Origin of the sequence: Fictibacillus sp. 18YEL24, from assembly GCF_015903855.1 — a bacterium.
Lineage (GTDB): Bacteria > Bacillota > Bacilli > Bacillales > Fictibacillaceae > Fictibacillus > Fictibacillus phosphorivorans_C.
This window is the reverse complement of sequence record NZ_JACZDT010000003.1, coordinates 364,895-380,309: the sequence shown is the minus strand read 5'-3', so window position 1 is coordinate 380,309 and position 15,415 is coordinate 364,895. Positions and strand designations below refer to the sequence as shown.

At 38.3% G+C, this 15,415-nt stretch carries 17 protein-coding genes, 1 pseudogene and 1 other annotated feature; of the genes and pseudogenes, 3 read left to right on the top strand and 15 right to left on the bottom strand.

Annotated elements, in window-relative coordinates:
• Nucleotides 1-8 precede the first annotated feature (8 nt).
• Nucleotides 9-488, top strand: a complete 480-nt coding sequence (locus HU823_RS12270; RefSeq protein ID WP_197222232.1) for a DUF1641 domain-containing protein — start codon at nucleotides 9-11, stop codon at nucleotides 486-488.
• Nucleotides 489-679: 191 nt separating this feature from the next.
• Here the strand turns inward: HU823_RS12270 and lysS are convergent, their stop codons facing one another.
• The 15 genes and pseudogenes from lysS to HU823_RS12195 all read right to left on the bottom strand — a co-directional run bounded on the left by lysS (nucleotide 680) and on the right by HU823_RS12195 (nucleotide 11,710).
• Nucleotides 680-2,230 (bottom strand): lysine--tRNA ligase, encoded by a 1,551-nt coding sequence (gene lysS / locus HU823_RS12265; protein WP_197222231.1) that lies wholly within the window; start codon nucleotides 2,228-2,230, stop codon nucleotides 680-682.
• 66 nt (nucleotides 2,231-2,296) lie between these two features.
• Nucleotides 2,297-2,570: a binding site (T-box leader), on the bottom strand.
• 109 nt (nucleotides 2,571-2,679) lie between these two features.
• Nucleotides 2,680-3,006, bottom strand: coding sequence for a hypothetical protein (locus HU823_RS12260; protein ID WP_197222230.1), 327 nt, complete (start codon nucleotides 3,004-3,006; stop codon nucleotides 2,680-2,682).
• Complete coding sequence (locus HU823_RS12255; protein ID WP_197222229.1) at nucleotides 3,006-3,341, bottom strand: hypothetical protein; 336 nt, start codon at nucleotides 3,339-3,341, stop codon at nucleotides 3,006-3,008. The genes HU823_RS12260 and HU823_RS12255 overlap by 1 nt, the downstream gene beginning before the upstream one ends.
• Before the next feature lie 40 nt (nucleotides 3,342-3,381).
• On the bottom strand, nucleotides 3,382-3,987 hold the full coding sequence (locus tag HU823_RS12250; RefSeq protein ID WP_370630070.1) for a GNAT family N-acetyltransferase: 606 nt from the start codon (nucleotides 3,985-3,987) through the stop codon (nucleotides 3,382-3,384).
• Nucleotides 3,988-4,039: 52 nt separating this feature from the next.
• The gene (locus tag HU823_RS12245) at nucleotides 4,040-4,897 is read right to left on the bottom strand and encodes an amidohydrolase family protein (protein ID WP_197222228.1); all 858 of its coding nucleotides are present in this window, start codon (nucleotides 4,895-4,897) and stop codon (nucleotides 4,040-4,042) included.
• A 13-nt stretch (nucleotides 4,898-4,910) separates the two neighbouring features.
• Nucleotides 4,911-5,489: a hypothetical protein gene (locus HU823_RS12240; protein ID WP_197222227.1), complete on the bottom strand. Its 579-nt coding sequence runs from the start codon at nucleotides 5,487-5,489 to the stop codon at nucleotides 4,911-4,913.
• 41 nt (nucleotides 5,490-5,530) lie between these two features.
• Nucleotides 5,531-5,857 (bottom strand): annotated as a pseudogene (locus HU823_RS12235) (GNAT family N-acetyltransferase); the annotation flags it as partial.
• A gap of 372 nt (nucleotides 5,858-6,229) precedes the next feature.
• Nucleotides 6,230-6,820 carry a LysE family translocator gene (locus HU823_RS12230; protein WP_197222225.1) on the bottom strand — a complete coding sequence of 197 codons (591 nt, stop codon included), beginning with the start codon at nucleotides 6,818-6,820 and terminating at the stop codon, nucleotides 6,230-6,232.
• 10 nt (nucleotides 6,821-6,830) lie between these two features.
• On the bottom strand, nucleotides 6,831-7,451 hold the full coding sequence (locus tag HU823_RS12225; RefSeq protein ID WP_370630069.1) for a LysE family translocator: 621 nt from the start codon (nucleotides 7,449-7,451) through the stop codon (nucleotides 6,831-6,833).
• Nucleotides 7,452-7,454: 3 nt separating this feature from the next.
• Nucleotides 7,455-7,925, bottom strand: coding sequence for an Lrp/AsnC family transcriptional regulator (locus tag HU823_RS12220; RefSeq protein ID WP_144702083.1), 471 nt, complete (start codon nucleotides 7,923-7,925; stop codon nucleotides 7,455-7,457).
• A 144-nt stretch (nucleotides 7,926-8,069) separates the two neighbouring features.
• Nucleotides 8,070-8,423, bottom strand: coding sequence for a YciI family protein (locus HU823_RS12215; protein WP_197222224.1), 354 nt, complete (start codon nucleotides 8,421-8,423; stop codon nucleotides 8,070-8,072).
• Between the two features lie 94 nt (nucleotides 8,424-8,517).
• The gene (locus HU823_RS12210) at nucleotides 8,518-9,789 is read right to left on the bottom strand and encodes an FtsW/RodA/SpoVE family cell cycle protein (protein ID WP_197222223.1); all 1,272 of its coding nucleotides are present in this window, start codon (nucleotides 9,787-9,789) and stop codon (nucleotides 8,518-8,520) included.
• Nucleotides 9,762-10,199, bottom strand: a complete 438-nt coding sequence (locus HU823_RS12205; RefSeq protein ID WP_197222222.1) for a PadR family transcriptional regulator — start codon at nucleotides 10,197-10,199, stop codon at nucleotides 9,762-9,764. Before HU823_RS12205 ends, HU823_RS12210 begins: the two co-directional genes overlap by 28 nt.
• Nucleotides 10,200-10,201: 2 nt before the next feature.
• Nucleotides 10,202-10,735 carry a sigma-70 family RNA polymerase sigma factor gene (locus HU823_RS12200; RefSeq protein ID WP_197222221.1) on the bottom strand — a complete coding sequence of 178 codons (534 nt, stop codon included), beginning with the start codon at nucleotides 10,733-10,735 and terminating at the stop codon, nucleotides 10,202-10,204.
• Nucleotides 10,736-10,828: 93 nt separating this feature from the next.
• Nucleotides 10,829-11,710, bottom strand: a complete 882-nt coding sequence (locus tag HU823_RS12195) for an SMP-30/gluconolactonase/LRE family protein (protein ID WP_197222220.1) — start codon at nucleotides 11,708-11,710, stop codon at nucleotides 10,829-10,831.
• Between the two features lie 253 nt (nucleotides 11,711-11,963).
• Between HU823_RS12195 and HU823_RS12190 the strand changes: the two genes are divergently transcribed.
• Both HU823_RS12190 and HU823_RS12185 read left to right on the top strand, forming a co-directional pair.
• Nucleotides 11,964-13,652, top strand: coding sequence for an ABC transporter ATP-binding protein (locus tag HU823_RS12190; protein WP_197222219.1), 1,689 nt, complete (start codon nucleotides 11,964-11,966; stop codon nucleotides 13,650-13,652).
• Nucleotides 13,649-15,376, top strand: coding sequence for an ABC transporter ATP-binding protein (locus HU823_RS12185; RefSeq protein WP_197222218.1), 1,728 nt, complete (start codon nucleotides 13,649-13,651; stop codon nucleotides 15,374-15,376). Before HU823_RS12190 ends, HU823_RS12185 begins: the two co-directional genes overlap by 4 nt.
• Nucleotides 15,377-15,415: the final 39 nt, after the last annotated feature.

The following is a 15,415-nucleotide window of genomic DNA, read 5'->3' as shown; positions in this document are numbered from 1 at the left end:
GAATTAATATGGCACAGCCAACTACGGTTATCAAAAAGAACATAAAAACCGAAGTGCAGATTCAGCAAGAGAAGCTCACTGAACTTCAAAAAGCATTAGCTGAAAAAGATGCTGCACTTACTAAGGCACTTGATTTTATTGGGGAGCTAGACAAAATCGGCGCATTGGAAGCTGCAAACTCCATGCTTGTCGCAAAAGATAAAATCGCAAGCATCGCACTCGGTCAAGCAACGCGGGAACCTGTTACGAACATGATCAACAACTTGATGGGTGCAGCAGGTGTTCTGACCAAGATGGATCCAGAGGTTACGGCTAAGTTGCTCGATAGTGTTGTTTCTGGCTTGAAGCAAGGGGAAGAGTTTGTGGAGAGCGATAAGAAGGTCGGCGCGTTCGATCTTGTAAAGTCTCTGAAGGACCCTGACATTAATCGAGCGATCGGATTTGGTCTTCACTTTTTGAAGGGTATGGGTCAGGAATTGAAGAAATGATGATAAGGTGAGGTGACGCTTTGGTGGCGTCACCTTTTTGTGTTTCATCGGTAAGTGGATTTGTCGAATGGACAGTATTATTGTGAAAGTGGACAGTAAATGTTCAAAAGTAGACAGTAAACCTTAAAAACTGGACAGTATTTTTTATAAAGTGGACAGTATTTCATGAAAACCCGACAGTAACCTTCGTATCAGAATGTCAGCAACCTTATCAACCGCTCTGTACCAACAGAATGGATCAATAATGGAATTCGGGGTCCGCTGTTGCTGTTTAAAATCAGTTGATATATGATGCTAAATAATCTTTTTTGGTTACTTTTCTTTAGTTTGGGATCATCTACATGACATATATCGTAAACGCTTCTCATCAGCTCTTCATCACCCTGAAGATTGGCCTCAGACCTTAATAACTGCACAAAACCCTCAATCCATTTTTTCTCCAGATCCTGAAGTATCCCGAAATGTTCTCGATTTTTTTCTTCATTAACCTTAAGCACTTTCTCTGAACACCAATTTTTCAACCAATATTCAGCTCTCTCGCACACTCCAGCTACCTCTTTCAGCGTATACGCCTCCCCTGTTCTCTCCAATACTTCTCGAACGAGTGAGACCTCAAAATTCACAAGCGGCAATATACTCGCCACATGGCTGAATTTAGGTACACGCCTTATACCAGATGTTACTGAAGAAAGTTCCAAAGCTGCTGAAATCTCTTCTTTCAAATGACCTTGCTCTGCATGGCTAAACCTTTCATACTCTGTGTAGTTCCTAATAACGTCATCATCGAACCCAATATGAAAAGGAGCATTCGGCAGATATTTTGCAAACATGAAAAGGATAACTTCTGGTGTATAGATCTTCAACAACTCTCCGGGTGTAATATTGTTTCCTGAAGAACTCGACATTTTTTCACCAGAGCCTTTAATACTGATAAAATCATACGGTTCATACTCTGGTGCTTGAAAGTTAAAGATGTGAGATGCGATTTCCTTGGAAACATTAAAGCTTCCCGTCGCAGAAGAATGGTCTCTTCCACCTGGTTCAAACACCACTTCTTCAGCCTTCCACCTCATCGGCCAATCCACTTTCCAATTCAATTTAATGTTTGACGCTAGTGCTACCTCGATAGAGTTTGAATGACCACATGAACAAGTGTAGCTTAATCTTTCATCTTGAAATTTGTGAATGTGTACTGTATCTTTCCTGCAAACTTCACAATACACATTAACTGGATAAAATCGCTCTCGCTCTTCCATACTGTGTTCACTAGTTTTGAAATTCATTAAGATATCATAAATCTGTTTGCGATTTTGAAGAGCATGAACAATTTGAGATTGATACCTTCCTGACTGATACTCCTTGCTTTGATAGATGAAATCAGGAACGAATCCAAACTCTCTCAATGACTGTTCAAACTCTTTTTCAAAGTGCTCAGCGTAAGAACTGTGGCACCCAAACGGACATGGAATCTCTGAGTATGGCATTCCAATATATTGCTCAAAAGTAGGATCCACATTTTTAGGGACCTTACGAAAACGATCAAAATCATCCCATGAAAAGATAAAACGCGTTTTCTTCCCAAGCTGTTGCAATGCTCTTACAACGAAGTATGTGGTAACCACTTCTCGAAAATTTCCGATATGAACCGAGCCTGATGGACTGATGCCTGACGCACAAACATACGTCTCACGCTCTGGGTGCTTTCTTAATAATTCTTCTGCTATTCGAAATGCCCAATGCATGTTTAAATCACTCCTCATTATTTATGAATGAAAAACAAAAAAGCCCTCACCCCCAAGATTATTCATCTTGAGGACGAGAGCTTATTAGCGTTCGCGGTACCACCTCAGTTTGTTCATATGTCACCATATCAACCTCTTCAGGTACGGCAATGAAAAAGAATCACTTGCGTATACCCTATCTCTATAACGGGAGATCCCGTTGTAGTATCAGCAAAGATATCTTTGCATCCGTACAAAGCTCAGAGTCTTTTTTTCGTTAAGGTATTATTGCTCTTTCCCACCACTCAAGAGCTCTCTGGAAATAATGTTACTTAACTACTTTTCTCTTCATAGCCATAAATTGTTAAATTTTTATTAGTATAATCAGTTTTGTGGAAGTTGTCAAAACCTTTTTATAACAAACAATAACCTCCAATCTTGTTGATTGGAGGTTACCATAAAACACATTCTTAATGGTTCTCAATGAACCTTAAAAAATAGTCACATAATTCATAAAAGAGAATTCCAGCAATTGTATAAAGAAACGCATATCCTAATAGGTAAATTCTTTTTACAAACCAATTATAATGATCAACTCTTTTCCCAGACCAATAAGCGATGCCCATGAAAAGAGCCGAGAGCACATTGACTGTTTTAGTAAAAAAGGTATCCGCGTTCCTAAACGTGCCCCATTCGTACCAATCGATCATCGTGTTTCCCGCTAAAAATATGGCTAAAAAGTAAGCTCCTTGCGTTCCTAGTATAGCCATCAAACCAATTCTTATCAGTTCGGTCATTACAGAAAAACATTTCTCTCGAGGTAAATGAGAACAGAATTTATCAGTTTAAAGGCAATCATTGCAAGGATTGTATAAACAATTAAATAACCTATTAGATGCATCGGTCTGATATACCACTTTTGCTTTTTTACTTTTAGACCCGCCCAATAAGCTAAGCCGAACACAAGTGCTGTTAAAATGTTGACTGTTTTCTCAAATAGATTAGTTGGACTAGGGAAAGTACTCCATTCATACCAATGCATCATCGTACCATATAAAAGAATAAGCAAAATAAAGTATGATGCTTGTGAACCTAGTATTGTTAATATTCCTATTCTAATTAACTCTGTCATGAATACTCCTAATTAATTCAATATTAAAAGGCCATTTAATTCAACTTTCTTTATTATAAAACTCCTCCCTCAAAACCCCCATAACAATCGTGTCATAGTATTTGCCATCAATATAAGCATCATTTCTGAGACGACCTTCAATCACAAAACCACACTTCTCATAGGCGCGTATCGCGCGTGCGTTACCACTCCATGTATCCAGTTGAACACGTTTTAAATTCATCGTATGAAATAGATAATGAAGTAAGGCTCTTAACGCATCTGTTCCATATCCTTTACCCCAAAGTTCCTTCTCACCAATCCCGATTCCTACCACACATCGCCGCGCGATAATATCTAGGCTGCGGTATCCGATCGAACCAATATGACGCGCGTCTTCCCCTCTTGTATAGATCGAGAACTCTCCTACTTCACGTTTATCAATGGTACGAATATCCTTTTCGTAGCTTGCCTCGATCTGTTCCAGTGGCACATGACTATATCGATAATAACCAGAACCTGCATCAAATGTAGCGGTTTCTTTATCATTTCGCCAATGGTAGGTTCGCTTATGGTCTTCAAGTGAAACGGGTCGTAACTCTACTTTTTTTCCGGATATCATAGTGGTGATCCCTTCTTTCGGCTTGTAATCTATTAAATTGTTCACTATAAAAACCGCAGATTCTTACCATTGGCATCACCCCTCTCACAACTGTATATTATTTTAAGAACGCCTTAATCTTCGGGAATATCTTTACCGCCGTGTTGTAAAAAACATCTTCATGATATTCTTCAGGAATAATCTCTTTTATAAAGTCCATGTATGGCTGCACTGGCACAAGTGGCCAGTCTGTTCCGAACAAAAACTTTTCATAGTTATCCGTGAACGTTAAGGCATGGCGCAAGTGATTGAAGAATCGTGGTGAATCTTTGTATCTTGTAATATCTTCTCTTGTACCAACAACTAGTCCTGACAGATCGGCATACATATTACGATTCTTGTAAACAACTTCTGCTCCGTCTAACGTCCATGGATCACCGAAATGCGCCATCATGAAGTTTACATCACGGTGCATAACCGCTACTTCATCTAGCGTAAGGGGATGAGAGTACTTCAACAAACCTCGCTCTGAATAGGTATCACCTGTGTGAAATACGACTGGCAAACTGTATTTAGCCGCTAGCTTATAGACTGGCTGATACACCTCATCATACGCATAGTACGGATAATAACCGAGGTAGATCTTAATACCAACAACTTCAGGCCGCTGCACCGTTTCTTCAAGCTGTATCAATTCACTCTCACCTAAGTGATACGGATTGATGCCTGCACAATACACGACGTTCTCAGGGATTTGCTTATCCAGATCGATCCCCATCGGAGTTGGGGCTAGAGGGTCTGGAAAACCCTCTACCTCTTTTTCTGTTAACCCCATCGCGATGCCAAGCACTACGCCAGATTCTCGATACTCTTTGATGATTCCTTCATACGAATAGTCAATTTTAGATAGATTCGTTGCCGTATGTTTAAAGCTTTCAATGTTTGAAAAATGCATGTGTGCATCGATAATTTTCATGAGTTCGCCCTTTCTAGTTAAATTTAATTTTCTTCAGATCTTCTAATGCTGTATCTGGAATAACTCTATCATTAAATACATAAAACACCGGTGAAGTGAATTGCTTAGCACCGTGCTCAAGGCTCACCTTTTCTGAGTACCCCAGTTCAATGACTTCTAAATTGATGTAAGAATCAACTTGTGTAGCGTTTTGGTCGGCTACAATTTGAAGCAGGTTCTCATGATCATCAGATCCGTAAATCACGCTCCGCTCTACTGTCATTTCCTGCTCACCTTTCGCACCAGAAACCATTGTCCACTCTCCATTTTCAGACTGAAAGCTTCCCCAGCTCCTAGCAGGCTCTGGTCCTGGATTTAGGAAACATCCTGTGTAAAAGTTCTTACCATCCAAATAGCTCTCCATGTTCTGGACGATTTCCGTTGTATGACAGAGTACTGGAACTCCTGGCAGCATAAAGAAATATTTATAAATGTGAACGCCTTTAAACATCTCATGTTTCTTGTAAATAGTAGTTATCTTTAGCCCTTCCCACATGTTCCCTTTGTTGTCTTCCTTTTCTACAAATTCAACAGTGCTTTCTTCTTTTAGCAAGGAATGAAGACTCATGCCTTGCAGGAGGCCTGCGATACCGCCGCTTTTAGTACAAGCTTCTTACCGATCTTCTTACCATGATAATCTCCTCTTACATTCAATAACGGGATGTAGAGCGCTCCCTCATCTTCTCGATATTCTCCTAAACTGCAATAGCCTACGACTTTATCTCCATCGAGAGCAAGATATAAATGGAGGTTTGATGAGTTCGATTCTTTCTTTAATACTTGTTCTTCAGTCATGATTGAGTTTCCGCCACCCCAGCCATCTTGGCTTTTATTCCACATTTCAGCGACTGCTGCTGCATAGCTCGGATCATATTCTACTATCGTGATCTGATCAGTGATCTGCGTGTTCAATACTTCCATTTTTCTAACCTCCGCTTTTTAATTATCGTACCGTTGTTTCGTTTCCAAGTTTTTTGAATCATCTTCTATATAGCTTCTTCAAAATAAAAAGCCACCCAGAAATAGAAGGGTGACTTTTCGTACAAAAATACATAAAAAGGCCCCAGGATGTATACACATCCTGAGGCTCTGATTCACGTTTCATTAACAGATTGAGTTCTCATTAAGAAGGTTGTGTATTGGACAATATAATGTTGTTTTTGTAGTGTCGAAAAATTTAATCATGTCCAACGCCTCCTTATCTTGAAATTTTTTCCTTACCTCTTGTATTGTAAAACAAATGGATATAAAAGTAAATATAATTTTCGGAATATTTATTTTTTTGCCGTTACGCTAGAATATTGCTAAAGCTAAGCCTATGATTAATAAACCTGCTCCTTTGTTGATGGTACCTAAGTGCGGCTGAATACTTTTTGTTAACAGGCTTACCACCATGCTTAAGAACATCCACCAACAGGTAGCACCGATAAACACACCGCTTATTAAGAGCAATGCAATTTGTAATGTCATCTCACTCTCACCAAACCCGAGACCTGCAAACATTGCTGTAAAATTCAAAATTGTAACAGGGTTTGTAATCATTAAGAAGAACGTCGAGAAAAACATCATCAACTTGCTTTCCCCTGCTAACTGAGCGGCTTGATTTGGTACTTTCTTTAAGAATGTTTTCACCCCTAGGTAGAGTAAAAAGATGGTACCGAATATTTTAAGTAACATTTCGTATTGTATCAATAATGATGACACAGCTGAAAAGCCTAGTACTGCAATGCTTGCATAAACAATGTTAGCTGTAACTGCTCCAAATCCAGTTAAAAATCCCGCCGACTTCCCTTGTGAGAGTGTTCTTTGTATACAAAGCAGACCGATCGGCCCAACTGGAGCGGATATAGAAAAACCTAGAATGATACTCTTTAGTAATAACATTAAAAACTCACTATCCAATCATTAAACGTATAAGTGAAAACATACCGAACAAACATATGATAATTCCTGAGATAACATTAATCATAACCATGTGCTGCTGATTCATTCTTCTACTCATCATACTCACTGTAGTTGTTAAAAAGATCCACCAAGCAGCCGATCCGCAAAAAATTCCAACTATCAAAGTGATGGAAGAAATAGAACTTGTGTGAGTGTTAACGATACCTAACCCAGCGAATATTGCTGCAAAAGATAATATGGTCATAGGGTTCGTTAATGTTTGTAGAAAGGTTGTAAAAAAGGCGGAGGAAAGATTACTCTTTTGAGGTGTCCCATTAATAGGTGTTGCTTTAGCACTTAAAATCTTCAGACCTAAATAGAATAGGAACACTCCTCCAATAAGTTGAATCCAGGATTGTTGGCTCAATATGAATTGAGAAACCATCGTAAGACCAAGTCCAGCAATCAAACCGTAAATTAAATCTGCACACGCTGCACCCAATCCCGAAACGATTCCCACCACACGACCTTGCGCTAATGTGCGCTGCATGCATAATACACCGATTGGTCCAACTGGAGCCGCTATTGAAATTCCCATGATTAAGCCTTTTAAATAAAGTTCGTAAAGCACCTTTTATTCACCTGAAAAGACATGCGGTTGCAAAGGAACTTCAATCGATTCTTTTATCGTATCCATCACAATTGTTGTTTTAGTACGAACAACCCCTGTTAGTCCTTTTACTTCATAGCTGATGATTCGATCTAAATCCTTCGTATTTCGTGATCGAATTTTTAATAAATAATCATCTTCTCCCGCAATATGATGACATTCCATCACTTCTATTAACTCTTCAATACGTGCTAAAAATGGAGCGCGATGCTCTGGACGCTCTAGTGAAACGGCAACATAAGCTGTTAGTTCACTTCCCACTTTCTCAGCATCAATTCTTGCAGCAAATTCTTTGATCACACCATTTTCCATCAAGCGGTTTACGCGTTCAGCGGTAGCTGGGGCGGATAGACCTACCTGAGCGGCTAAGTCTGCCCATTTCATTCTCCCGTTTTTCTGAAGAAGATATATCAATTTTCTATCAAATGCATCCATAACTAAAAACCTTCATTTCGTAGTATTTTTAATTATATTACCTTCTAAAACAAACTAAATCAATGATTTTTATTAATAAAAAAGAACCTCTTATGTAAGTGAGGTTCTTTTGCAATCGATCATTTTCAAAGGTAGGAACAATAATTACTCAAATACTTGCCTTAATTCAATCTGACCTTCACCGTTTCCTTGTGGATCAGGCATCTTCATCGCCCATTCAACGGCTTCTTCCCTAGAGTTCACATCAATCAGAATAAACCCAGCAATCAATTCCTTTGTTTCCGTGAATGGCCCGTCCGTAACCACTGGTTTTTCTCCTGGATGCAGAAAAGAGATTCTCATACCATTTCTACTTGGGTGTAATCCTTTAGCAAGAACCCGAACACCAGCTTTAAATAATTCTTCATTGTACTTTCGCATCGCTTCATTAAGCTCTTCATTTGGGCGGTTACCACCTTCTGAATTTTTTGAAGCTTTAACAATCAGCATGAATAGCATAGCTGTTTCCTCCTTGTATGCAAAAACTATTTTTTCTTTTAAGTATACAACGAACGGAAACCCTCAAAATCGACAACGCCACTAAAGAAATTTATTAAAGAGCTGACCTGCTTAAATCTTTCCTTCGATAAACACTTAGCACTACTCCAATCAAGATAGCGTTTAATAGAATGGGAACCAACCCGTAACTAATAAACGGCAGTGACATGCTAGTAAGAGGGAAAAATCCGAACGCCATTCCGATATTACTTACCATTTGAAAAAGTAATAAAGATAAGCTGCCAATGATCAGAAGTTTTCCAAAGTAATCTCTTACTTGCTGTGTCGCGATAACCACTCTTGCAAGTATAAATAAAAGGATGAGTATAAGAAATATCGCTGCTATCCAGCCATAGTGATACGTGATGCTTACAAATGCAAAATCAGTGTGTGCTTCAGGTATGAACTGTTTAATACTCTTATTTTCCCCGAACCATCCTGCACCAGATATTAACTTCTGAATTTGCAGCACCTGATACCCTGCTCCATCAGCTACTTTTCCAGGATTCAGAAAACCTATCATTCTATCTTTTATATAATACGGTTGATACTGCCAAGAGAAAATACCAATTAATAATAATGAACCTACCGTAATGCCTGAAACAACACCTTTTTGCCGATTGGAAAATTTGCTCCACCATAACATGGACAGTACCATGGCAAAATACAAGTAAGTCGTTGCGATACTTGGTATCATGAAGAATAATAATAGCGAAACCAAGAATAAGAGTATAAATTGATAGACTTTAAAGGTATCTCGATTAAAGAAAGAAGCCCAGGCAACCATAAAGAATGGCAGTGCAACAATGCTTTCAATTGTTAGCTCTCCGATTAATAAGAATGGCTTCCCATTAATCGTACCACTAGAAAAGAAGAGCAAAGATAGCAGCAACACAGTACCTACCCCATAAAACACCCATCCCCACCTTACTAACTTCCGATAATCAACAAACATTAGACCTAAAGCCACAATCATGCCAAGGACAACCAATATGATCTTTCTCATTAAAAAGTAATGATTGCTATCATACCCCAAAGAGAGTATAGGTAAAAATCCTAGTAAGAGTACAGAAGTCAATAACGCGACCAAGACCCAATCAATTCTTGGACGATGAATCTTGTTTAACTGAATACCTAGCGTGATTGGACTTCCCATTTGCTCAATCACTTTTTGTTCAGCATCCACTTCAGAGTATCCTTTATTTACCCATCGGATTTTTGCTTCTTTCATATGGTAATTCAACTCAGCAGAAACTTGTGCTTTTGCTTCCTTTGAACGAATCTGATTTGTAACTTCGTTTAGAAACGACTGTCTGCGATTTTCCATTCCACTCCTCCTATCAACTGCTGCAGAATGACTGATGACCGTTTTTCCTTATGATCTGCTTGCTTCAATAATCTTTTCCCTTTACTTGTTAACTGATAATACTTGGTTTTCTCTTTCGATAGCCATCCAGATTGAACGACTCCTTTACTCTCTAAACGGTGCAACAATATATACAGAGATCCTTCATTGTCATCAAATTGTTTTACCCCGCGTGCAATAAGTAAGTTCGCTAACTGATAACCTGTCTTTTCTTGGTTCAACAACTGCAAAATATTTAATACAATCTGTTCCTTATCTTCTTGATTACTCCATTTGTTCTGTATGATTTCGCGATGCTTTTCGGTGAACCTTACTTGTGAAAAGGTTTTTTCGTCCATGATTTTCTTTAAGTTTTTTAAACGGTTCTCCATCCCTAACCCTCCAAACATATTTTCAATAGTTCTTTAGCTCGGCGCATTCTTGTTTTGACTGTATTGTCACTCACTTCAGTCACTAAAGCGATCTCTTTAATAGACAGCTCCTCGTAATAAAAAAGATAAATAACCTCTCTATATTTGATTTCCAACTGCATAATTGCATGGATTAAGTTCTCATCATCTTCTTTTTGAATGACTTCATGCTCAACTACATCCACCTCAGTTCGATGAAAAGAAGGCTCTTCTTCTGTGGGGATAACTCTATTGTTGTACCAACTTTTCAAAAAGTCTTTACAATGGTTAATGGCAATTCGCCATAGCCATGTTTTAAATTTTGATTTTCCGTTATATGTATGCAATGCGTTATAACACTTAACAAAGATATCTTGTGTTAAATCTTCAGCAACACTTGTATGGTTCACATAGGAATAAACTAGCTGCAGCAAGTCTTGTCCGTGCTCATTCATAGCTTCATTTAATATGTGCTCTTTATCTTCAGCCGTGATCACTTCAACTAACATATTTTCCATACCAATCCCCCCTCTCTTATTATTAGACGACGAACGATGATTGCAAGTTTTTGTTAATCAAAAAAAAACAGCGTTTAATAACGCTGTCCTGCTTTACCCTTTGAAAGAATATGATGGTATTCCTTTCACACCTGGTCTTACTTTAAACAACCCGCCCGCTTCTGGAAATCTTTCTAGGTTCTCTGCACTTGTATTTTTCCTAGCTGTTGTTACATACAACTCGTCCATATTTTCTCCGCCAAACGTGCATGATGTAACATTTAATGATGGGATGGGAATAGAATATAGCTGTTCGCCTGTTTCTGGGTTCCACCGGGAGACTTGCGCACCGCCCCAATGAGCGATCCAAAGCATGCCCTCTTCGTCAATCGTCATTCCATCTGGAGCACCTACTCCTTCTGGAAAGGAAATCACTTCTGTTGCATTTTGGATATGGCCCGTTTGAAGATCATATTGGAATCTCGTTACTTTTTTCGTTGGTGTATCAATTAGATACATATAGGATTGATCAGGCGACCACGCCAAACCATTCGAAATCGTTAAATTTTCTCGCTTCTTTTCCACTTGAAGATCGTGATCTAAACAATAAAGAGAGCCTTTTTCAGCTTCTTCACTTAAACTCATCGTTCCTGCCCAAAACCTACCGAACGGGTCACACTTCCCATCGTTAAAGCGATTCTCAGAAAGCTCTTGTTCAGGGTCAACAATAGGTGTAAGTTTTTCCGAGTTAAGATCTAGAAAAAAGAATCCGTTCTGAAGAGCTACGACTACACCATCTGACTCCCTCGGTACAACCGTTCCTACCATCTGATCTAGTTGAATCTCTCGATTTTGGTGGGAGCGTGGATCGTAGATGTTTACCTTTTTATCTAAAATGCTAACCCAATACAAGACGCCTTGTTCCGAGTCCCAGCACGGTCCTTCACCTAAAGATGCTTTTGCAGGTAGAACTAATTCAGCTTCACTATTAAACATGATTTATTCCTCCCTTATCTATGTTGTATGTATAATGTGTTGGTGAAATTATTACTTCCAAGTATACCACTAAAAGAAATTAAAATAGTTATGGAAACGGTAACAAACTTGATGTAGAATATAACTTCCGCTCAATTGAAAGAAATAAATAGTTAGGAGCTGATTTATGTCTTCCCACTCAAATTCTTACTTGTTTAAAGTGTATCTTTGGGCACTTTCCTTCCTGCGTCCCTATAAGTGGCTATTTCTATTCATGATCACAACCAGCGTTATCGTCACAGGTATCGAACTCATTATTCCAAAGTTTATACAGTATTTTATCGATGTGATTGTTCCAAATAAGGATACTACACTATTTTTAACACTATTATGTGGAGTAATTGGATTGGTTGTTATCATGATCTACCTAAGTACTGTTAGAAACAACCTCCAACGAATCGTACAAGAAAAAGCTTCACGAGATATTCACTTCAAGATTTTTTCTCACCTTAGAAAACTAGGATTTTCTCACTTTGAAAGAACCCCCATAGGAGAAACGCTATCCTTAATGAATACGGAAGTTACTGCCGTCCAAAATCTGTATCGACATTTTATTCCGTTTATGATTCAAGAAGCTATCTTTTCTATCATTGCAATTTCAATATTGTTTACGATGAACGTTAAACTCGCTCTCATTATCATTCCATCTTTCCTCCTTTATTATCTGATCGGTCCTCGGTTTGAACAAAAAGCATCTATTCTCAGCAAAGAGCTTAGTACCAACCGAATTACATTGAACAAAAAAATCTATGAAACAATCAGTTCATTGATTGAAGTTCGAGCTTACTCTTCAGAAAAGTGGGAGTATGAAAGATTAAATCAAGATGTACAAACTTTAAATAAAAGTATGGTCAAAGCATTTCTTTATGCTTATATCAGGGGTACAGTCCGAAGGCTCTCTTATAATGCTGGAGCCATCGCAATCTTAATCTATGGATCGATTCTCGTTCAGTCCAATTCTCTGAGTGTTGGAGAGTTTGTAGCTTTTCTGCTCTATTACTTTACAGCTATGCATCGGTTAACGGCAGTTGTTACCTCTTTAACTGAGCAAAGAATCTTGATGTTTCAGGTTGATAAAATCTATCAAATGACAAAAATTGAACCAGAGATAAAGGAACAACCTCATCCCTTACACCTTCTAAATGTTAAGGGAAATATAGACTTTTGCAATGTACATTTCAGTTATCCTACTTCAGGTGAGATCTTAAAAGGTTTTCATTTAACAGTTCAATCTGGACAGCGAATTGCTTTTGTAGGAACGAGTGGGAATGGGAAATCCACCCTACTAAAATTATTGGGACGATTCTATGACCCTATCAAAGGTGAAATTCTACTTGATGGTGTGTCTTTAAAAGAATTAGAGCTATCTCAAATACGAGAATCGATCGGATATGTTTTTCAAGAAACTTACTTATTCGGTACAAGCGTTAAAGAAAATATTCGTTTTGGAGATCCTGAAGCAACAGAGCAACAGGTCGTTGCGGCTGCCAAAGCAGCTTACGCTCACGAATTTATTATGAAGTTGGAAAATGGGTACGATACGCTGATAGGTGAACGAGGCATCAAGCTATCAGGTGGACAGAAACAGCGTATCTCTATAGCCCGCATGTTTTTGAAAAATCCTAGCATCATACTTCTCGATGAGGCAACATCTGCCCTAGATAATGTAAGTGAGGTAGAAGTACAGAGAGCACTAGACACACTATTAAGAGGGAAAACAACGTTCACAGTTGCACATCGTTTATCAACGATACAAGATTATGATCAAATCGTTGTACTTGAAGGTGGTATGGTTGCTGAAAAAGGAACCTATTCGGAGTTAATGGCAATGCGAGGAATCTTCTATTCCCTTGTTGAAGGACAAGAGGAAACACGAGCCATTAAAGTTGGGGGTATCTCATGAATAATATGAAATGGTTGTTTCACTACATAAAAAAGATTAAATGGTTATTTTTCCTCTCTCTTACTTTACTTATATTAGAATCAATTTCTATCATTGCAAATACAGCTCTACAAAAATATATCATTGACGATGTTTTTATAAATGGACACTATGACCGACTTGTCCCTATCTTACTTTTATTTGCCATATCGTTTGTTACTTATGCTTTATTGTTCACGGCAGCGCCACATACGTTTCATCGCATTCAAGCAAAAATGATCAGCCAACTAACATCTGATTTTATGAGCTATATGCAAAGGATACCCGTAAAAACGTTTCATAATGAACGCGCTACAAAGTATGTACATTATCTCTCTAACGATGTCATGCAGGTTGCTGCAATAATTGGTGGGCACATTCCTCGTTTAATACAGTTGTTTATGACCATCCTTTTGTTAACAGTGATTATTTATCAATCATCACCCATCATGTTAGGTTCTATCCTAGTATTCAGTATCCTATATTTTTTTATGGGAAGATTCTTTTCCCCTCTAATAAGAAAAGCAGGACAGGAAGCACAGAATCGAAGAACTGATCTGCTTATCCATATTGAAGAAGGTATCTCTTCCACTCGTGAAGTAATAGCATACAACAGAATAGACTGGGAAACTTCAAAATACAATCGATATTTCAAGCGGTATTTCAACGCTGCAATGAATCAAGCAAGAATTAACAATAAACAGTTATTAGTAAGTGAACCCCTAAAGTGGGGTGCTTCCTTAATTGTGTTAGGATACGGCGGATATCAAGTCATTCAAGGTTCATTATCAATCGGAACATTTGTGATTGTTTTTCAGTTTACTGGACAATTGATGGATGCTCTTCATCGATTGTTTACATTCTCTATGGAACTTTCTAATCTTTATGTAAACGTAGATCGATTACGGTCGGTTATGGAAGCACCTATTGAGAAGGATGGGCAACTGTCTCTTTCAAACAAAATAGAGAGTATTACTTTTCAGGATGTATCTTTCTCCTATGAAGAGGATTCAACTAAAAAAGTACTAGATGGACTATCCTTCACTATAACTGCCGGAAAAAAGATTGCTTTCGTAGGAACGAGTGGAGGGGGAAAATCCACAATTGCAAAACTTTTACTACGATTCTATCATCCTAGTCAAGGAGCAATTTTAATAAATAGTCATTCCTTACAAGATCTTTATTACCAAGATTGGGTTAAACAGCTAGGTTTCGTTTCACAAGAACCATATTTTTTTCCTGATACTATAAAAAATAATATTTTGTTTGGACGAGGCTATTCGGATGAAAAATTGTTTGCTGCTTGTAAATCAGCACATATACATGATTATATTGAATCTCTGCCAGAAAAGTATGATACGGAGGTTGGAGAAAGGGGCATCACTTTATCCGGGGGACAAAGACAACGTATTGCACTTGCCCGAGCTATCCTATCGAATCCTGAAATTCTTTTATTAGACGAAGCCACGTCTGCATTGGACCTTGAAACGGAACGTCAGATTCAATCAAATTTTGATGAGCTAAGATCTAATAAAACCACCATTATTATTGCTCATAGACTTTCAACCATTCAGAACGCAGATGTCATATATGTAATGGATAAAGGTTGTATCATGGAACACGGAACACACCTTGAACTGATGCAAGGAGAAACGCTTTATAAAAAACTCGTACATGCTGAAAGATCTTTGGAAGTAGGAGCTTAAAGTGTGATATAAAAAGGTATTGAACCAAAAAAAGTGACG

Bases quoted from the DNA above. Each gene is read 5' to 3' on its own strand.
- HU823_RS12270 (WP_197222232.1), top strand. From the start codon at position 9: ATGGCACAGCCAACTACGGTTATCAAAAAGAACATAAAAACCGAAGTG.
- lysS (WP_197222231.1), bottom strand. From the start codon at position 2,230: ATGCATTGGGCATTTCGAATAGCAGAAGAATTATTAAGAAAGCACCCA.
- HU823_RS12260 (WP_197222230.1), bottom strand. From the start codon at position 3,006: ATGACCGAACTGATAAGAATTGGTTTGATGGCTATACTAGGAACGCAA.
- HU823_RS12255 (WP_197222229.1), bottom strand. From the start codon at position 3,341: ATGACAGAGTTAATTAGAATAGGAATATTAACAATACTAGGTTCACAA.
- HU823_RS12245 (WP_197222228.1), bottom strand. From the start codon at position 4,897: ATGAAAATTATCGATGCACACATGCATTTTTCAAACATTGAAAGCTTT.
- HU823_RS12230 (WP_197222225.1), bottom strand. From the start codon at position 6,820: ATGTTATTACTAAAGAGTATCATTCTAGGTTTTTCTATATCCGCTCCA.
- HU823_RS12220 (WP_144702083.1), bottom strand. From the start codon at position 7,925: ATGGATGCATTTGATAGAAAATTGATATATCTTCTTCAGAAAAACGGG.
- HU823_RS12215 (WP_197222224.1), bottom strand. From the start codon at position 8,423: ATGCTATTCATGCTGATTGTTAAAGCTTCAAAAAATTCAGAAGGTGGT.
- HU823_RS12210 (WP_197222223.1), bottom strand. From the start codon at position 9,789: ATGGAAAATCGCAGACAGTCGTTTCTAAACGAAGTTACAAATCAGATT.
- HU823_RS12205 (WP_197222222.1), bottom strand. From the start codon at position 10,199: ATGGAGAACCGTTTAAAAAACTTAAAGAAAATCATGGACGAAAAAACC.
- HU823_RS12200 (WP_197222221.1), bottom strand. From the start codon at position 10,735: ATGGAAAATATGTTAGTTGAAGTGATCACGGCTGAAGATAAAGAGCAC.
- HU823_RS12195 (WP_197222220.1), bottom strand. From the start codon at position 11,710: ATGTTTAATAGTGAAGCTGAATTAGTTCTACCTGCAAAAGCATCTTTA.
- HU823_RS12190 (WP_197222219.1), top strand. From the start codon at position 11,964: ATGATCACAACCAGCGTTATCGTCACAGGTATCGAACTCATTATTCCA.
- HU823_RS12185 (WP_197222218.1), top strand. From the start codon at position 13,649: ATGAATAATATGAAATGGTTGTTTCACTACATAAAAAAGATTAAATGG.